Source organism: Sphingomonas paludis (genome assembly GCF_053502515.1).
In genome coordinates, this window is sequence record NZ_CP187558.1 from 1,444,472 (window position 1) to 1,460,629 (window position 16,158).

11 protein-coding genes are annotated in these 16,158 nt (G+C 67.6%); 7 read left to right on the forward strand and 4 right to left on the reverse strand.

What is annotated here, in order from left to right; genetic code table 11:
* Positions 1-144 precede the first annotated feature (144 nt).
* Positions 145-600 (forward strand): MarR family winged helix-turn-helix transcriptional regulator, encoded by a 456-nt coding sequence (locus ACPVPU_RS07015; RefSeq protein WP_448660252.1) that lies wholly within the window; start codon positions 145-147, stop codon positions 598-600.
* A gap of 115 nt (positions 601-715) precedes the next feature.
* The gene (locus ACPVPU_RS07020; protein WP_448660253.1) at positions 716-1,636 is read left to right on the forward strand and encodes a hypothetical protein; all 921 of its coding nucleotides are present in this window, start codon (positions 716-718) and stop codon (positions 1,634-1,636) included.
* Between the two features lie 141 nt (positions 1,637-1,777).
* On the opposite strand, the gene ACPVPU_RS07025 is transcribed toward ACPVPU_RS07020, so the two are convergent.
* The 3 genes from ACPVPU_RS07025 to ACPVPU_RS07035 form a co-directional block, all read right to left on the reverse strand.
* Positions 1,778-3,415, reverse strand: coding sequence for a glycoside hydrolase family 43 protein (locus tag ACPVPU_RS07025; protein WP_448660254.1), 1,638 nt, complete (start codon positions 3,413-3,415; stop codon positions 1,778-1,780).
* A complete protein-coding gene (locus tag ACPVPU_RS07030; RefSeq protein WP_448660255.1) occupies positions 3,412-4,854 on the reverse strand; it encodes an MFS transporter in 1,443 nt (480 codons plus the stop codon). Before ACPVPU_RS07030 ends, ACPVPU_RS07025 begins: the two co-directional genes overlap by 4 nt.
* A 94-nt stretch (positions 4,855-4,948) precedes the next feature.
* On the reverse strand, positions 4,949-6,508 hold the full coding sequence (locus tag ACPVPU_RS07035; RefSeq protein WP_448660256.1) for a DUF1570 domain-containing protein: 1,560 nt from the start codon (positions 6,506-6,508) through the stop codon (positions 4,949-4,951).
* A gap of 157 nt (positions 6,509-6,665) precedes the next feature.
* On the opposite strand from ACPVPU_RS07035, the gene ada reads away from it, so the two are divergent.
* On the forward strand, positions 6,666-7,694 hold the full coding sequence (ada, locus tag ACPVPU_RS07040; RefSeq protein WP_448660257.1) for a bifunctional DNA-binding transcriptional regulator/O6-methylguanine-DNA methyltransferase Ada: 1,029 nt from the start codon (positions 6,666-6,668) through the stop codon (positions 7,692-7,694).
* On the opposite strand, the gene ACPVPU_RS07045 is transcribed toward ada, so the two are convergent.
* Positions 7,691-8,137, reverse strand: coding sequence for a MaoC family dehydratase (locus tag ACPVPU_RS07045; RefSeq protein WP_448660258.1), 447 nt, complete (start codon positions 8,135-8,137; stop codon positions 7,691-7,693). The genes ada and ACPVPU_RS07045 overlap by 4 nt on opposite strands.
* Before the next feature lie 138 nt (positions 8,138-8,275).
* Here ACPVPU_RS07045 and ACPVPU_RS07050 point away from each other — a divergent pair, with 138 nt between their 5' ends.
* The 4 genes from ACPVPU_RS07050 (at position 8,276) to ACPVPU_RS07065 (ending at position 16,104) form a co-directional block, all read left to right on the forward strand.
* A complete protein-coding gene (locus ACPVPU_RS07050) occupies positions 8,276-8,959 on the forward strand; it encodes a DUF1013 domain-containing protein (protein WP_448660259.1) in 684 nt (227 codons plus the stop codon).
* A 73-nt stretch (positions 8,960-9,032) separates the two neighbouring features.
* Entirely contained in the window at positions 9,033-9,656 is a 624-nt protein-coding gene (locus tag ACPVPU_RS07055; RefSeq protein WP_448660260.1) for a glutathione S-transferase family protein, read from the forward strand.
* 71 nt (positions 9,657-9,727) lie between these two features.
* Entirely contained in the window at positions 9,728-11,095 is a 1,368-nt protein-coding gene (locus ACPVPU_RS07060; RefSeq protein WP_448660261.1) for an amino acid permease, read from the forward strand.
* Positions 11,096-11,244: 149 nt separating this feature from the next.
* Entirely contained in the window at positions 11,245-16,104 is a 4,860-nt protein-coding gene (locus ACPVPU_RS07065) for a pertactin-like passenger domain-containing protein (RefSeq protein WP_448660262.1), read from the forward strand.
* The last annotated feature ends 54 nt before the right edge of the window (positions 16,105-16,158 follow it).

The following is a 16,158-nucleotide window of genomic DNA, read 5'->3' on the forward strand; positions in this document are numbered from 1 at the left end:
GGAACGATGAAAGGGCGGAGCACCTGGCATCCACCCGAAGTCGCGGCGCGGTTAGCACCGGGATGCACCGGACGCAAGCACTGCCGGCCATCTGGTTGACTAGGAAACCAGTTGTCGTAAGTTTCCTTGGGATCATCGAATGGAATGACCATGCCTTCTGCGCTGCACGATCATCTGGGATATTGGCTGCGGCTGGTGTCGAACCATGTGTCGCACCGGTCCGCTCGCGCACTGGAGGCGAAGGGGGTGTCGGTGGCCGAATGGGTGCTGCTGCGCGAACTTTACGGCGCGGGGGCCGTGCCTCCGAGCGAACTGGCCAGCCGGATGGGCATGACGCGGGGCGCGATCACCAAGCTGGTAGACCGGCTGCGGGCAAAGGGGCTGCTGGTACGCGCGGCGGGGGGCCGGGCGGACCGGCGGTTCCAGACGCTGGCGCTGACCGGGCAGGGCGCGGCGCTGGTGCCGTTGCTGGCGGAAGTCGCGGACGCGAACGAAGCGGCGCTGTTCGGCGTACTGACCGGGGAAGAGCGCGAAACGCTCGACCGGCTGCTCAGTCAATTGGCGAGCCGCTGGGGCGTCAGCGCCCACTCGGTGGAGTGAGGAGGAAGGAAACGCCGATGATCGCGGCGGAACAGGTAGCCGCCCGCGTCATCCTGCGGGTTTTCCCTCCCCGCCTGTCGCGCTAGGCTGGGGACGGTCGATCGGGGGGATTGCTATGCGTAAAGTGATTCTGGGCGCTGCGGCAGTGATGCTGGGGGCGGGCGTGGCCCATGCCGAAAGCGTGACGATGGAGGGTTTCTTCCCTGCCCCCAACCGCGAGGCGAGCCTGTTGACGCGGATCGGCATCGACCGCTTCGACGGGCAGGACGGCCCGGCGACCGCGCTTGCGATCGAGCGGGCGCTCGCGGGTGGCAGGCATTTCACGGTGGTCAGCCTGTCGCGGCGCATGGGCGGCGGCACGGATGAGGTCGATGCGATCCTGTCCGGCGTCGTCACCTCAGGCGTCGAGACCAACCGAATCCAGCTCAGCCGCGAGGAATGCGTGGAGGAAAAGGACAAGCAGTGCGTCAAGAAGGAGATGAAGCCGAAGCAGTGCACCCGGCGCGTCATCAACCTGACCGCTGACCTGCGGCTGGTCCGCCGCGAGGATGGGGCGGTGGTGATGTCCGCCGAACGGCCCTTGCGCGACGAGGTGAGCTATTGTCCCGGCGAAAACCCGCAGCGCACCGCCGAGGAAACGGTGCGCGGCATGATCCAGACCATCGCCGCCAATCTGGCCAGCGATATCACGCCGTCCGTCCGCCGCTATTCGATCCGCTTCCGGGAAAGCCGGTCGGGGATGCCGAAGGATGTCGGCAACCGGTTCAAGGCGGCCGTCGTGCAAACCCAGCGCGATCTGCCCGGTGCCTGCGCGGCATGGGCGGCGATGGAGCCGGAACTGCCGGATCATCCGTCGCTGGCGTTCAACCTGGGCCTGTGCGCCGAATCGCGCGGCGAGTTTCAAGATGCGCTCGCCCGGTTCCAGCGGGCGAGCCAGCTGATCGGACGACGCGGCAATGAGGGCGATGTGGGCGCGGAACGGGTCGCCAGCCTGATCGCGGGCGAAGAGGACCGGGCGGCGCTGGCTGGGCGATAGGGTCGAGGGCCTGCCGGTCGGCCGAGGCGCCTGATCCTATCGTCCGCTCGTACTGAGCTTGTCGAAGCACTGCCCTTTCTGTTGGCCGTGCGCATTGCGGATCGAAGAAGTGCAGCCCTTCGACAAGCTCAGGGCGAACGGTCAGGCAAGCTCGCCCACATCCGCCGCATAATCGCGCTCGACATAGTCGAACCAGTCGAAATCGACCGACATTGCCGTGCCCGCCATGTCCTGTGCCGCCACACCGACGAAGCAGCCGGTGAAGTTGGGCGCGCCGGGCGTCGTCGCCTCGTCCGACAGGATGCTGGCGTCGAACAGTTCCGGCAGCCAGCGCCAGGCCGTCTCGCCAGCCGGTCGCCAGGCGCAGCGAAGCCGTTCGAAATCGATCGCCATGCGCAACTCCAGCGGCCCCGGCGGCACCGGCACGGGGGCAGAAAAGGCATCCGCCGTCGTCGCATCGGGCAGGGCGGACATGACGCGCAGATGCAGGCCGATCTCTGCGTCATGCGTCAAATGCAGGTAATGGAACTTGCCGCTGTTGTAATAGGCGACCAGCCCCGCCGCCTGCTGGTAATGCTGCGGCGACGCCTCGATCCGCGTCGTCACGGTGACACAGTGTGCCTGAAGCCGCCGGGCGACCAGTGCTTGCTCGAACAGGCTGCCGATCGTCTCCCGGCCATACAGCCGCAGATGGCCGGGCCGTTCGGTCAGCGAGAACAGCCGCTCGGGGTGCGGCGTGCGCAGCCACTGGAAGTCGACGGGCAGGTCCGGGCCATCGAAATTCTCGCGCGGTCCCGCGTCGAGCCAGGGCAGTTCCGGCAGGTCCGCCTCCGGCACCGCGATCTGCGGATCGCCGCTGCCGTCCAGCGTCTCCAGCCAGCCATCCTCCGTCCAGCGCATCGGCTGGATCGCGGTTTCGCGGCCCAGCGTGCAGCGCCCCCGATTGGGAATCGGCCGCCCGCACAGATAGACTAGCCAGGGGGTGCCGTCCGGCGTCTCGACCAGATCGCCATGGCCCGCCCGCTGCAAGGGTGCATGGGGACGGTCGCGTGCGGTCAGGACCGGATTGTGCGGGGCCACTTCATAAGGGCCGAGCAGGTCGCGTGACCGGGCCAGGGTGACGGCATGGCCCCAGCCGGTACCGCCCTCGGCCGTGATCAGATAATACCAGCCGTCGCGGTGGTAGAGATGCGGCGCCTCGGTCAGGCCAAGCTCGGTGCCGGGAAAGATCAGGTGCCGTTCACCCACCAGCCGCTGCTCGTCGGGCGCATATTCCTGTGCCACGATGCCCGCGAACCGGTTGCGGCCGGGGCGGTGGTCCCAAAGCTGATTGAGGAACCATTTGCGACCATCAGGCGCGTGGAACAGCGAGGGGTCGAAGCCGCTGGAATTGATGTAGACCGGGTCGGACCAAGGCCCCTCGATGCTGTCCGCCGTCACCAGATAATTGTGGAAGTCGCGCAGGCTCGCGCCCGATGCGCCGCCAACCGTTGTGCGGCCATAGCGTTTGACGTCGGTATAGATCAGCCAGAACCGCTCGCCATCATGGGACAGGCAGGGTGCCCATACCCCGCAGCTGTCGGGGTCTCCGCGCATATCCAGTTGGCTCGCGCGGGTCAGCGGGTGGGTGAGCAGCCGCCAGTGTTTCAGGTCGCGGCTGTGATGGATCTGGACGCCCGGGAACCATTCGAACGTTGAGGTCGCGATGTAATAATCCTCGCCAACTCGGACGATCGACGGATCGGGATTGAATCCAGGCAGGATCGGGTTGCGGATCATGCGATGCCCTTTCGGCTGCTGCGCGCGCGGAATTCGATGGCAATGCCCAGCACCAGCAGCAGTGCGCCGAACGCGAAGCCGACATAGCCCGCCACGCCCGCCGCATCGATCCCGGCAACAGCGCCCAGATAGATCGTCGTAGCGCCGCCCAGCAGGATCGGCACGATCCCGCTTTCCCGTTGTACCGCGCCGGGCTTGACCACCATCGTCCACAGAATGGCGGCGGCGATCAGGTCGAATACCGCCAGGGCGATGAAGAACGGCTCGTAGCCGATCCGCGTCACCAGCGCGCCGATCAGCAGGGTAAAGATCATCACGCCCAGATTTGCCATGGTCCCCGCCATGCCGGCGACCGTGCCCAGTTCGTCGCGGCGGAACAGGTCGCTGGCCAGCGTGATGCAGGTGACCGACAGCACCTGATGCGCGAATGCCCCGATGCTGAGCAGCGCGACGGCGACATAGGGGCTGGTGACCCCGCCGACGAACATCATCGACAGCATCAGCGCCGCGCCCAAGGTAAAGGTCCAGCGCCGCGCATCGATCAGGACGATGCCCCGCCGCTCCAGCCAAAGCACGATCGCGGGCCCCGCCAGACAGCCAAGGTCTGCCGCGACAAAGGGCAGGATGACGGCGATCGCCAGCTCGCCCAGGTTCAGCCCGCGCTCCTCCGACAGGTAGAGCGGCAACCAGAAGGTCAGCGTCGCCCAGGTCGGATCGGCGAGGAAGCGGGGGAGCGCGATGCCCCAGAAATTGCGGCGGCCGAGCAGCGCCAGCACCTTCGGCTTTTCGCCGCTGGCGCGCACATGCGCTTCCTGTCCCTGATCGATCAGCGCGCGTTCGGCATCGGTGACGTTCGGATGCGCTTCCGGTGTATGGTACCAGCGCAGCCACAGGACCACCCAGACCAGCGCCAGCACACCCGCAACATAGAATGCTGCGCGCCAGTCCCACCAGACGATGGAAATGGCGACCAGCGGCCCGGCCAGCGCGATGCCCGCCGATGCGCCAAGGTTATAGATGCCGCCCGCAAAGCCGCGTTCGCGCGCCGGAAACCATTCCGACACGACCTTCAACCCCAGCGTGTGCGACGTCCCCTCGGCAAAACCCAGCGCGGCGCGCAGCGCGGCCAGCCCCTGCCAGCTGGCCACCCAGCCATGCGCCATGGTGAGCAGGCCCCAGGCGGTGGCAAAGATCGCCATGCCGGTGCGCAGGCCGACGCTGTCCAGGATGTATCCGACCACCGGCTGCAACATGATGAACGCCTGGAACACGCCGGTCACCCAGCTATATTCCTCCTTCGTCATCGGCACATCGGCCTGGAACGGCTCGGTCGCCACCGCCACGCCCAGCGTCTGGCGGACCAGATAATTGATGATGGTGCCCAGCATCACGATGCCGATGATCCACCATCTCAGGCCCCTGATCCTGCCGGTCAGCATCCGCGATCGCTCCCTCTCCACGGCCGTCTAAGCCTGTTACCGGTAACCCATAGCCATGGGTGACGGCTTGGCAACCGCTCGCGCGCGGCAGCGATCAGGTGGGGTCGCCGCCTTTTTCCGCAGCGTCGGCCTTCTCCGCCGCCCCTTCAGCGCCCGGCTCCGGCGCTTCCAGCGCCTTGCGGGCTGCCTCCGCATCGCCGGTTTCGACAACCTTGAGGACACGGGCTGCGCGATTATCGGCGGGCGCGTGGGGATCATTGGCGAGCGGCCCCAGCAGGGTCGCCGCCTCCGGCAGCTTGCCGCTACGCACATATTCGGCCGCCGACATCCAGCGCAGCGACTGGTCCTCCGGCGCCAGCCGATGGGCATAATGCAGCGCCTCGATGACGCTGGGATGGGGCGGCGTGCCGACCAGCCCGGCGCTTTGATAGATCATCATCATCGGCACGGGATCATCGGGATCAAGCCGGTTGGCGCGAACCAGGGCGGCGCGGCCCTGCTTGATCAGGGGTTCGGCGTCGCTCGCATCGGCTGCCTGGGCGAGCTTGACCATCGCGACATAGATGTGGCCGCGCCGCTGCTTCGGGTCGATGGCGACCGCGCGCTCCGCAGCGGCCAGCGCCTCGGCCAGGTTGCCTGCATCGAATTCAGCTTCGGCAAGCGCGGTCTGTGCCCAGGCATCGCCGCTGTGACCGGCTGCTGCCTTGCGGACGCGCGGCAACAGCTCGGCCGCCGTCTTTTCGTTGACGCCGCGCGCCGATTCCATGTGCAGATCGATCAGCGCCGCCTCGCCGTCCGTCATCCGCCGCGTGGTTACCGCACCGGGGCGGATCATCGATGCATTGACGCGGTAGCCCGCCAGCTTCTGCATCCGGTAACGGTCCAGTTCCTTGTCCAGCTGCTTCAGGTCGCCGAACACCGCCTTTGCCGCATCCAGGCTGCGGCTGCCGGAATTGATCGCGGCGAGATAGGCGGCAAGCTGGCCCTTGCGGGGCTCCGAAAAGCTCAGATAGTGCGTGAGCAGCCAGGCGAGTCCGTAAAACTGGTCGATCTGCTCCGGCGTCATCTTGCGGTCGCCGCGATCGAGCACCCATTCCAGCGGGATTTGCTTGACCCGCATCAGGCCGTTGGCGCGCATCTGCGCCGGCCACCCGATCACCACGCTGCCGTCGCGCTCCATTCGGGCCGTTGCGAAGAATTCGGCAAAACCTTCGCTGAACCAGCCGGGCACTGCGCCGGTCGTTTCCCGGAACATCAGGTGATGGGCATATTCGTGGAACAGGACGGTCTGCGCATAATCCGTCTGGTCCGAAAACGCGCGGCTGCGAGGGACAAAGATCATGGAATGCCCGGCTCGCGGCACATAGAATCCGCCGACGTTGCGATTGCCGCCAGCCAGCCGGGCCATCTGGTCGTCGGTGCCGACGACATAGACGTTCAGCCGGTTGACCGGGCCTGGATCAGACGGCGCCATGCCGCGCAACAACCGGATGGCGGCATCGAATCGTTCGAGCTGTTCGGCCAGCTCGCGTGCCACCTGTTCGCGCCCTTCGGCATAGACGACGATGCGCGGCGTGCTTGCCTCGTGCCATTCTGCCAGTGCCGTGCCTGGCGCGCCGACCAGGATCAACAGACCGATCAACCAGCGCGTCATGTCCACCCCCATGTGATGCATCCCTTCCCGGCCGGAGCGTAGCGCGCATTGATGCTGGCTCAACCCGAAAAAGGGGAGGGGCGGGGCTTTGGCCGCAAGGCTCGGGATGCGTTCGCCGGACCTTGCAAACACAAGGCGGCATGAAGGAGATGGCATCATGATCGATCAGGACCAGGCATGGGCGGCGGTGACGACGCGGGACCGGGCGGCCGACGGGGCGTTCGTCTTTGCCGTGACGAGCACCGGCATTTATTGTCGGCCAAGCTGCCCGGCGCGGCGACCGGCGCGGGCCAATGTCCGCTTCTTTGCCGATGGCGCGGCGGCGCAGGCGGCGGGATACCGGGCCTGTCTGCGCTGCAGCCCGGACGCGGCGGGGCGGGACCGGGTCGCCGTGGAACGGGCGATCGCGCTGATCGAGGGGACGCCGGATGCAATTGCCCTGACGGCGCTGGCCCAGGCGGTCGGCTATGCCCCGCATCATTTCCTGCGCCTGTTCCGCCGGGCGACCGGGGTGACGCCCGCCGCCTATGCCCGGTCGCTGCGCGCCCGCCGGATGGAGGCTGCAATGAACGAGGAGGGCCGGGTGACGGACGCAATCTATGCCGCAGGCTATGGCGCACCCAGCCGCTTTTACGAAAGCGCCGCCGACCGCATCGGCATGACGCCGTCGGCCTGGCGGGCGGGCGGGGCAGGGGTGACGATCCGCTGGACCATGGCCGACACCGCGCTTGGCCCGCTGCTGATCGCGGCGACCGACCGTGGCCTGTGCCGGGTGGCGTTCGACGAGGATTGGACCAGCCTTGCCACCCGCTTTCCGCGCGCCGAACTGTTGCCCGGCGGCGAGGCGCTGGCTGCGCTGGCCGCGCGGGTGGTGGCTGAGGTTACGCGCCCGGGCAGCGATCCGGCCCTGCCGATCGATGTTCGCGGCACTGCGTTTCAGGAGGCCGTCTGGCAGGCGCTGCGCACGATCCCGCCGGGGGAGACGCTGAGCTATGCCGCACTGGCGGCGCGGGCGGGCAACCCGTCGGCCACCCGCGCGACCGGCTCTGCCTGCGGGGCCAATCCGGTCGCTGTCGTCATCCCCTGCCACCGCGCCCGCCGGGGCGACGGATCGCCCGGAGGCTATGCCTGGGGCCTGGACCGCAAGGCAGCCCTGCTCGCGCGCGAAGGACAGTCGGAGGATTAGGCGGGGCGGGTGCGGAGCAGGGCGATCGAGATGAAGCTGAGCACCGCCACATCGTTCTGGTTGAATACGGTCATGCGCGTCCGAACGCTGCCCATTTCGGGCCGGCTGGCCGACGGACGCTTGTCGAGCACCTCCGTCTCGCAGCGCAGCGTGTCGCCGGGAAAGACGGGTTTCAGCCAGCGCAGCTCGTCGATGCCCGCCGCGCCCAGCGATGCCTGCTGGTCCTGTTCGAACTGCTCGACGATCATCGCCATGGTCATCGCACAGCTATGCCAGCCGCTCGCTGCCAGTCGGCCGAAATGGGTCTGCGCAGCGGCTGCATCGTCCAAGTGAAAGGGTTGCGGGTCATAGGCGCGGGCAAAGGCGATCACCTCTTCCCGCTCGACCGCATACCGGCCGAACCGATGGGTCTCGCCGATCCGGATATCTTCGAAATAGCGCATGACATTAGGTTTCGATCAAAAACCAATATGCTGCAAGCCTCAAATGCTTGCCCTTCTGCGGCATAAGGATTAAGTCATCGGGGTCAGCGGCCATCCCGGAAGGGGTGGCCCTTGTTATTTCTAAAGGATTTTCGAGAGATGGCCCAGCCGCTCATGCCGCACGCGACCGCCGCCTGGCTGGTCGACAACACCGCGCTCAGCTTTCAGCAGATCGCCGATTTCTGCGGCCTGCACATCCTGGAGGTCCAGGCGATCGCCGACGATACCGCCGCCACCAAGCTGACCGGCCGCGATCCGGTGCGCGCGCACGAATTGACGCAGGACGAGATCGAAAAGGGCCAGGCAAACCCCGAATACCGGCTGGTGATGATGAAGGGGCCGGACCAGGTCCGCCGGACGAAGGGGCCGCGCTATACGCCGGTTTCCAAGCGTCAGGACAAGCCGGACGGCATCGCCTGGATCATCCGCAACCACCCGGAGATCAGCGACGGCGCCATCGGCAAGCTGATCGGCACCACCCGCACCACCATCGCCGCGATCCGCGACCGCAGCCATTGGAACATCGCCAACATCACCCCCAAGGATCCGGTCACGCTGGGCCTGTGCACGCAGCGCGAGCTGGACGCACTGGTGGCCAAGGCTGCCAAGGCTGCCGGGATCGAGGCACCGACCGACACGCGGCTGGAAGGCGACCGCGAGGCGTTGATCAGCCAGCTTCGGGCGGAGCGAGAACAGGCCGTGCGCGATGCCGAACAGGCCGCGCTGGGGGAGGCGGCGCCGCAGACGCCAGCCAGCGCCTGGGACAACGCGTTCAAGAAATAATCCCGGCCGGTCTTGTCGGTCCGCTTTCTATCGTTCATTCTTTGTTCCTGATCCGATTCGGAAGGAGGGACCGATGACGGCCGACCTGACGCTTTACACCAACCCGCAGTCGCGGGGGCGCATCGCCCGCTGGGCGCTGGAGGAGGTGGGGGCACCCTATGATGTCGTCGTGCTGGATTACGGCACGACGATGAAGGGCGCCGACTATCTGGCGATCAATCCCATGGGCAAGGTGCCGGCACTGGTCCACCGCGGCCGTGTCGTCACCGAATGTGCGGCAATCTGCGCCTATCTGGCCGATGCGTTTCCCGCCGCCGCGCTGGGGCCGTCCGACGATGAGCGCGCGGATTACTGGCGCTGGCTGTTCTATGCTGCCGGGCCGGCAGAGGCGGCAATTACCAATCGCTATGCCAAGTTCGAGCCGACGGCAGAGCAGGGGTTGATGTTCGGCTATGGCAGCTATGACCGGATGGTCGAGGTGCTGGCCGCGGCGGTTGGCGCTAACGACTATATTGCTGGCAACCGCTTCACCCTGGCCGATGTCTATGTCGGATCGCAGGTCGGCTGGGGTATCCAGTTCGGCACCCTGCCCCGGCACGATGCGTTCGTCGCCTATTGGGACCGGTTGCGGGAACGCCCGGCACTGGTGCGGGCGAACCGGGCGGACGATGCGCTGATGCCGCCCGCACCCGCCTGACCTGAACACTGGACAAGCGAGCGACTTGCCCGCCAAGGTCGGGCGACCGATATCGTCAGGAGGTTGCCCGCTTGTCCCCGTCCACCCAACCGCAATCGCTTCCCCGTTCGCTCGGCTGGCCGCATCTGCTTGCCCTTGGCGTCGGGTCGATCGTGGGGACCGGCATCCTGACGCTGATCGGCGTCGGTGCCGATCGGGCGGGGCCGGCGGTGCTGCTGTCCTTTGCCATCGCCGGGGCGATCTGCGCCTGTGCCGCGCTCGCCTATGCCGAATTGTCGACGATGATGCCGCAGGCGGGCAGCGCTTACAGCTACAGCCGCCGCGTCCTTGGTCCCATGATCGCCTGGATCGTCGGGTGGAGCCTGATCCTGGAATATTCGCTGGTCGTCTCGACCGTCGCCGTCGGCTGGTCGGGCTATGCCGCGCCGCTGCTGACCGCGATCGGTTTTCCCGCCGGACTGACCGAGGGGCCGGAACAGGGCGGGCTGGTCAACCTACCCGCCATCTTCATCATCGCGGTGGTTGCCGGATTGCTGATGCTGGGAACGCGGGAAAGTGCCCGGCTGAACAGCGTGCTCGTGCTGGTCAAGATCGCGACCCTGGCACTGTTCGTGGCGGTCGCGCTGCCCGCGTTCGATTCGGCCAACCTGGAACCGTTCATGCCGTTCGGGTTCGCCAAATCGATCGGGCCGGACGGGACCGAACGGGGCGTGATGGCCGCCGCAGCGATCATCTTTTTCGCATTCTACGGCTTCGACGCCATTTCGACCGCGGCTGAGGAGGCGAAGAACCCGGACCGCGATCTGGCCATCGGCATCGTCGGATCGCTGATCGTCTGTACGCTCATCTACGTCCTGGTGGCGGCTGCCGCGATCGGCGCCATGTCCTTCACCCGCTTTGCCGACAGCCCGGAGCCGCTTGCGCTGATCCTGCGCGAACTGGGTCAGGGCGATGTGGCGCGGATCGTTGGCATCGCCGCCGTCATCGCGCTGCCCACGGTACTGCTTGGATTCCTGTACGGCCAGAGCCGGATTTTCCTGGCGATGACGCGCGACGGGTACCTGCCGCTCTCCCTGTCGACAATTTCGGGGCGGGGGACGCCGGCTCGGGTGATTGCCCTGACTGCGGTTGTCGTTGCCATCATTGCCGGGATCGTGCCGTTGGCGGACATCGCCGCGCTGGCCAATGCCGGAACGCTGATCGCCTTTGCGGCGGTGGGCCTGTGCCTGATCGTGCTTCGCCGGCGAAAGCCCGATGCCCCACGCCCGTTCCGCGCCCCGGCGTTCTGGCTGGTCGGGCTGGGCGCGATTTTCGGCTGTGCCTATCTGTTCATCAGCCTGCCGCTGACGACCATCCTGTATTGCGCGGCATGGAACGCGATCGGCCTGGTCCTCTATTTGATCTATGGCCGCAGCCGCGCGGCGGCCAATCCCGGCTGATCACCGGGCGGTCGACCGCCCCGGCATCCCCGGTCTGACATCCCGTCTCAAAGGCTGTGCGCTAGTTCGCGCGCGGCGAACTCGCCGTTGATGCTGTCGCACGCCTCGGCCAGCAGGCGGGTCGATCCAGATCAACAGGGGTTTCATCGATGCGTACTTCTTCGACCCGTGCCGGCCGTTCGGCTGTCCGACTGATCCGTGCAACCGCGCTGGCTGGCGTTGCCGCCGTGCCGATGACCGCACAGGCGCAGGACGCCTGTGGACCCCTGGTCGATGGCAAGGTGACGTGCGACCCGGCGGGCAACCCCTATGCCGGCGGCATCCGCTATACCAGCCCGGCCGCCAATGGCGGCGCGTTGACGGCAGACAGCGCCGTGCTGGATCTGGAGGTTGCCCTGGCCGACGGCGTTGCGGTCCGGCTGGATCCGGCATCGGCGGCGCGTGACGGGGTGTCGCTGCGCGGGCTGAACGACGGCGATGTTCGCATGACGGGCGGCGGTGCCAGCGTGACGGTCGATGGTACGCAGCGCAGCGGCGTGCGCGCCGTGTCGGATCGCGGGTTCGTCAACATCGGCATCGGCACCGTCAGCGCAAGCGGCGTGGACAGCACCGGCATCCTGGCCGGTACCTTTGCGGGTGGCGCGGTCGATGTTCGGGCAAACCGCGTCATTGTGTCCGGAGAGGGCGCATATGGCGTTTATCTGGGCGGTCCTGCGGGCGGCGATCTGCGCGCAACCATCGGCACGGTTTCGGCGCAGGGCGATTTCGGCGCAGGCGTCTATGCGGAAACCCAAAATGGCGGGACCATCGACCTGTCCGTAGGCAGCGTCGACGCGGACGGAGATCGCAGCATCGGCATCGGCGCGTTTTCCACGGGCGGCGCCGTGTTGGTCGATGCGGGCAATGTGACGGCGACCGGCGATTTCGCAGTCGGCATTGACCTGTTCGGCATCGATGTCGCCGCAACCGTCGATCGGGTCAGCGCCAGCGGCCTGGGCGCGCGCGGCGTCGCTATCACGGCGAACGGAGACGCCGCGCTGACTGCGGGCAGCGTGCAGACGGTGGGCGACAACGCAGCCGCGCTCCGCATCACCGGCGATGCGGTCACCGTGAACATCGGCGATGTCGGCACGCGCGGATTCCTGGCGACGGGCATCCGTGCCACCGCCTTTACGGGCGACGCGGCAATCGTGGTGGATAACGTCACGACCGTCGGGGATTTTGCCGACGGGATCGTTGCATCCAGTTTCGAAGGCGACACCGCCATCCTGGCGCTCGGCACCGTGTCGGTCGATGGAGAAGCGGCCTATGCCATCGACGCCAGCGGTGACCCGGTCAATGTCGTGGCCACCGATATAACCGTGCGCGGCGTCGATGCGCTGGCGGTCGATGCCCGCGGCATCACCACGACCGTCAGCATTTCGGGTATTGTGGATTCCATCGCCGACCAGACGAACGAAGGTGTGGCAACCATCATGGCGCGGGCCGAGCTTGATCCGGCGGTGACGGAAATCCTGCCGCCAGACGGCGTGGCCACGGTGATCCTGAACGGTGCCGTGACGGCGTCGGGCACCGGCAATGGCGGCATCCTGGTCATGGGTGAGCGCGGGGCGACCGTGACGGGCACAGGCAGCGTCCAGACGTTTGGCCAGGGCGCAACGGGGGTGGCCGCGGCCTCGACAGGCGGCGACGTGACGATCGATCTGGGCAGCGTGACCACCAGCGGTGCCGATGCCGCTGCCGTCGCCTCTCAGGCCGGCGGCGGAGGGGCCGTGCGCATCGTGCTGGACCGGGTCGGTACCACCGGCGATGCAGCCGAGGGCATCCTGGCAACATCCGAAACCGGTGCCATCAGTGTTCAGGCTACCCTTGTGGAGACCACCGGAGCGGCCGCGACGGCGGTGTCGGTCGCCAGCCTTGGCGGGCAGGTATCGGTCAGCGGCGGCCAGTTTATCGCGGCTGGCGCTGGGTCGGGCGCGATCGATGTGCAAACGGGTGGCGGGGCGCTGATCGACATCGCCACCGCCGTTGCCAATGGGCCGGCGGCGACCGCGATCAGCGTGACGTCGGGCGCGGACCATCTGGTGCGGGCCGGTTCGGTACTGACGAACGGGGATCTGAGCTTTGGCGTGTCGGCCGCGTCGGCGGGCAACGCGCTGTTCGACATCGGCAGTCTGCGGACCCTGGGGGAGGGGTCGACCGGCCTGCTGGTCCAGGCGGGCGGCGATGCGCGCGGGGCGGCGCAGCTGATCTCGACTGCGGGCGGCGATTCCGCCGGCATCGTCGCGGTCGCCGGCGGCGAAGCGGCGCTGACGCTGGGCGCGGTCACGACCGTCGGCGACCGGTCGGATGCGGTCAATGCCGGTGCCGCCGGGGACGTGACCGTGTCCGTCGACACCGTCGGCACCAGCGGCGCGAACAGCACGGGGCTGTCGGCCAGCAGCGGTGGGGGCGACGTGAACATCGCCCTGGGCACGGCGATCGTCACCGGTGCCGGATCGACGGCGGTGCTGGCGCAATCGGCGGCAGGCAATGTCGGGCTGATCCATGACGGCGGCATCACCGCGTCGGGCGACGGCGGCACCGGCGTGCGCATCCAGGCGGCGGGCGATGTCGCGGCACGGCTGAACGACGTGACGGTATCGGGCAACGGCGCGACCGGCGTTTTCGTGGAAGCGGGCAATGACGTCGCCCTGTCCCTGAACGGCGCGATTGTGACCGACATCGCGAATGGCATGGACGGCGCGGTCAATGCCTATGGCTTTGGCCAGGTCGACATCGTGCTGGACGGGAGCATCGCATCGCGCGGCGACCTGCAGACGGGGATCGTCGCCCGGTCCGACAGCGGAATCACGATCACCGGCAACGGATCGATCGGGACGCGGGGCGAGAATGCACCTGCGGTCGATGCCCAGTCGGCGGCGGGGATCGTGCTGGTCAATCTGGACCGGGTCGAAACCTTTGGCCAGTTCTCGGATGCGATCGTCGCGCGCACCTTTGGCACCACCGTCGTCAATGTGGGTTCGATCACCACCAATGGTCCCACCGCCTTCGGCGTGCTGGCCGAAGGGGGCGAGGGATCGACCGTCATCGCGGGCACCGTCGTCGCGCGGGGTGCCGGTTCGTCGGGCGTGTACAGCAATTCGTTCGGCCTTTCCTCGATCACGGCGGACAGCATCACGGTGGACGGCGACGGCTCCAACGCCGCCTTTGCCGAAGGTGGCTCGACCTTCCTGGACCTGGGCACGGTGGTAGCGAATGGCGCGGCGGTGAACGGTGCGACCACCGCGATCTCCGGACAGGCATCTGCTGGCGACTCGGTGGCGGTCGTCGGATCGGTGACCGCCAATGGCACGGGCATGCGCGGGGTTACGCTCCGTGCCAGCGACGCCGCCAGCCTGACCGTGCGGTCGGGAGGCACGGTGCGTGGCAACACGACCAGCGTCTATCTGGTATCCGGTGCCGGATCGACCGTCCTGAACAACGGCACGATCCGCGCCGGCTCACTGGGTGCGATCTTGGCAGAGGGCGGCCCGGTGGCCATTGCCAATAACGGCGTGATCGAGGGGGGCATCGTCCTGACCGGGGGAAATGACCGGATCGACACGGCCGGCACCCTGATCCTGAACGGCCAGGGGATCGACATGGGGGCCGGAACCGACCGGATCGTCAATCGCGGTTCCGTGCGCCTGTCATCCGCGACCGTCCCGCAATCGTCGGCGATCATCGGCCTGGAGCAGTTCGACAATTTCGGCACGATTCAGCTGGCCAACGGCGTTGCAGGCGACCGGTTGTCGATCAGCGGCGGCTTTGCCGGTCAGGCCGGATCGACGCTGGCGGTGAACGTCGCCGGGTCGACCGCCGATGTCCTTGCCATTGGCGGGACGGCAACCGGCACGACGCGGATCGCCGTCCAGTTCGGGACGGCGGCACCCAGCCTGTTGGCCGGCGTGACGCTGGTCGAAACCGCCAGCGGCACCGCCCCGGGCACCTTTGTCCTGGATGGCATCGCCGACTGCGGGGCCGTTCGCTATGCGCTGGTCACCGATTCCGCCGCCGGCCAGGTTCGGCTGGTGGGCGCCCCGGGTGACAGCGCGGCGCGCCTGATGAAGCTGGTCGAAGGTGCGCGGACCATCCGGGCGATGGGCGCCGAATCGGTTCAGGCCCATCTGGCGACGGGCCGTCAGTTCGACCTGGCATCGGCGGAAACCGGCCGCGTCTGGGGCCAGATGTCGGGCGGCCTGGTCGATCGCGACGAACGCCGCGCGCTCACCAGTTTCGGCTCCACCCGCACCGTCGACCTGTCCTATGAACAGGATCAGTTCGGCGGAATGCTGGGCGTCGATCTGGTGGCCGGTGACGGACTGACCCTTGGCCTGGCCGGTCAGTACCGCGATTCCGCCCTGCGCTTTGGCGGCGGCGAGACGCGGTTCGATTATCAGGCGCTGGGCGGTGTCGTCTATCTGGGCGCGAGCAGCGGTGCGCTGTTTGTCGAGGGACAGGCGAGCTATGACCGGTTCTGGATCGGCGTGGCGGCACCGGCGGCAGGGCTGGCGGCGCGCACCCGGGGCGATGGCTATGGTGCCGAAGCGAGGGTCGGCCTGCGCTTCGGTTCGGCGGATGGCTTCATCGAACCGATTGCCGGGGTGCATTGGGACCGGATCGACATCGATTCCGTTGCGCTGCCGGGCCTGACAGCCAGCTTTTCCAATGGCGAGCAAGTCAATCTGTCGGGCGGGCTGCGCGCCGGCGGGCGGATCGGCGGCCTGATCAGCGCCTATGGCGGGGCAGAGGCGGTGCACCGGGTCCGGGGCGTCAACCGGATCGACTATGCCAGCGGCGGCGTGGTCGCCCGGTACGACAATGTGCCGCTGGACACGTTCGGTCGTGCCCGCATCGGCCTGGCGATCGACAGCGGTGCCGCATCGGGCTTCATCGAGGCGAACGGCGTGTTCGGCGATGGCTATGCCGGTGGGGGTGGCCGCGCGGGCATTCGCGTCCGCTTCTGATCCATCGCGGTCGAAGTGGGGGGCGATCCGTCCGGGGGGGCGGGTCGCCCCTTT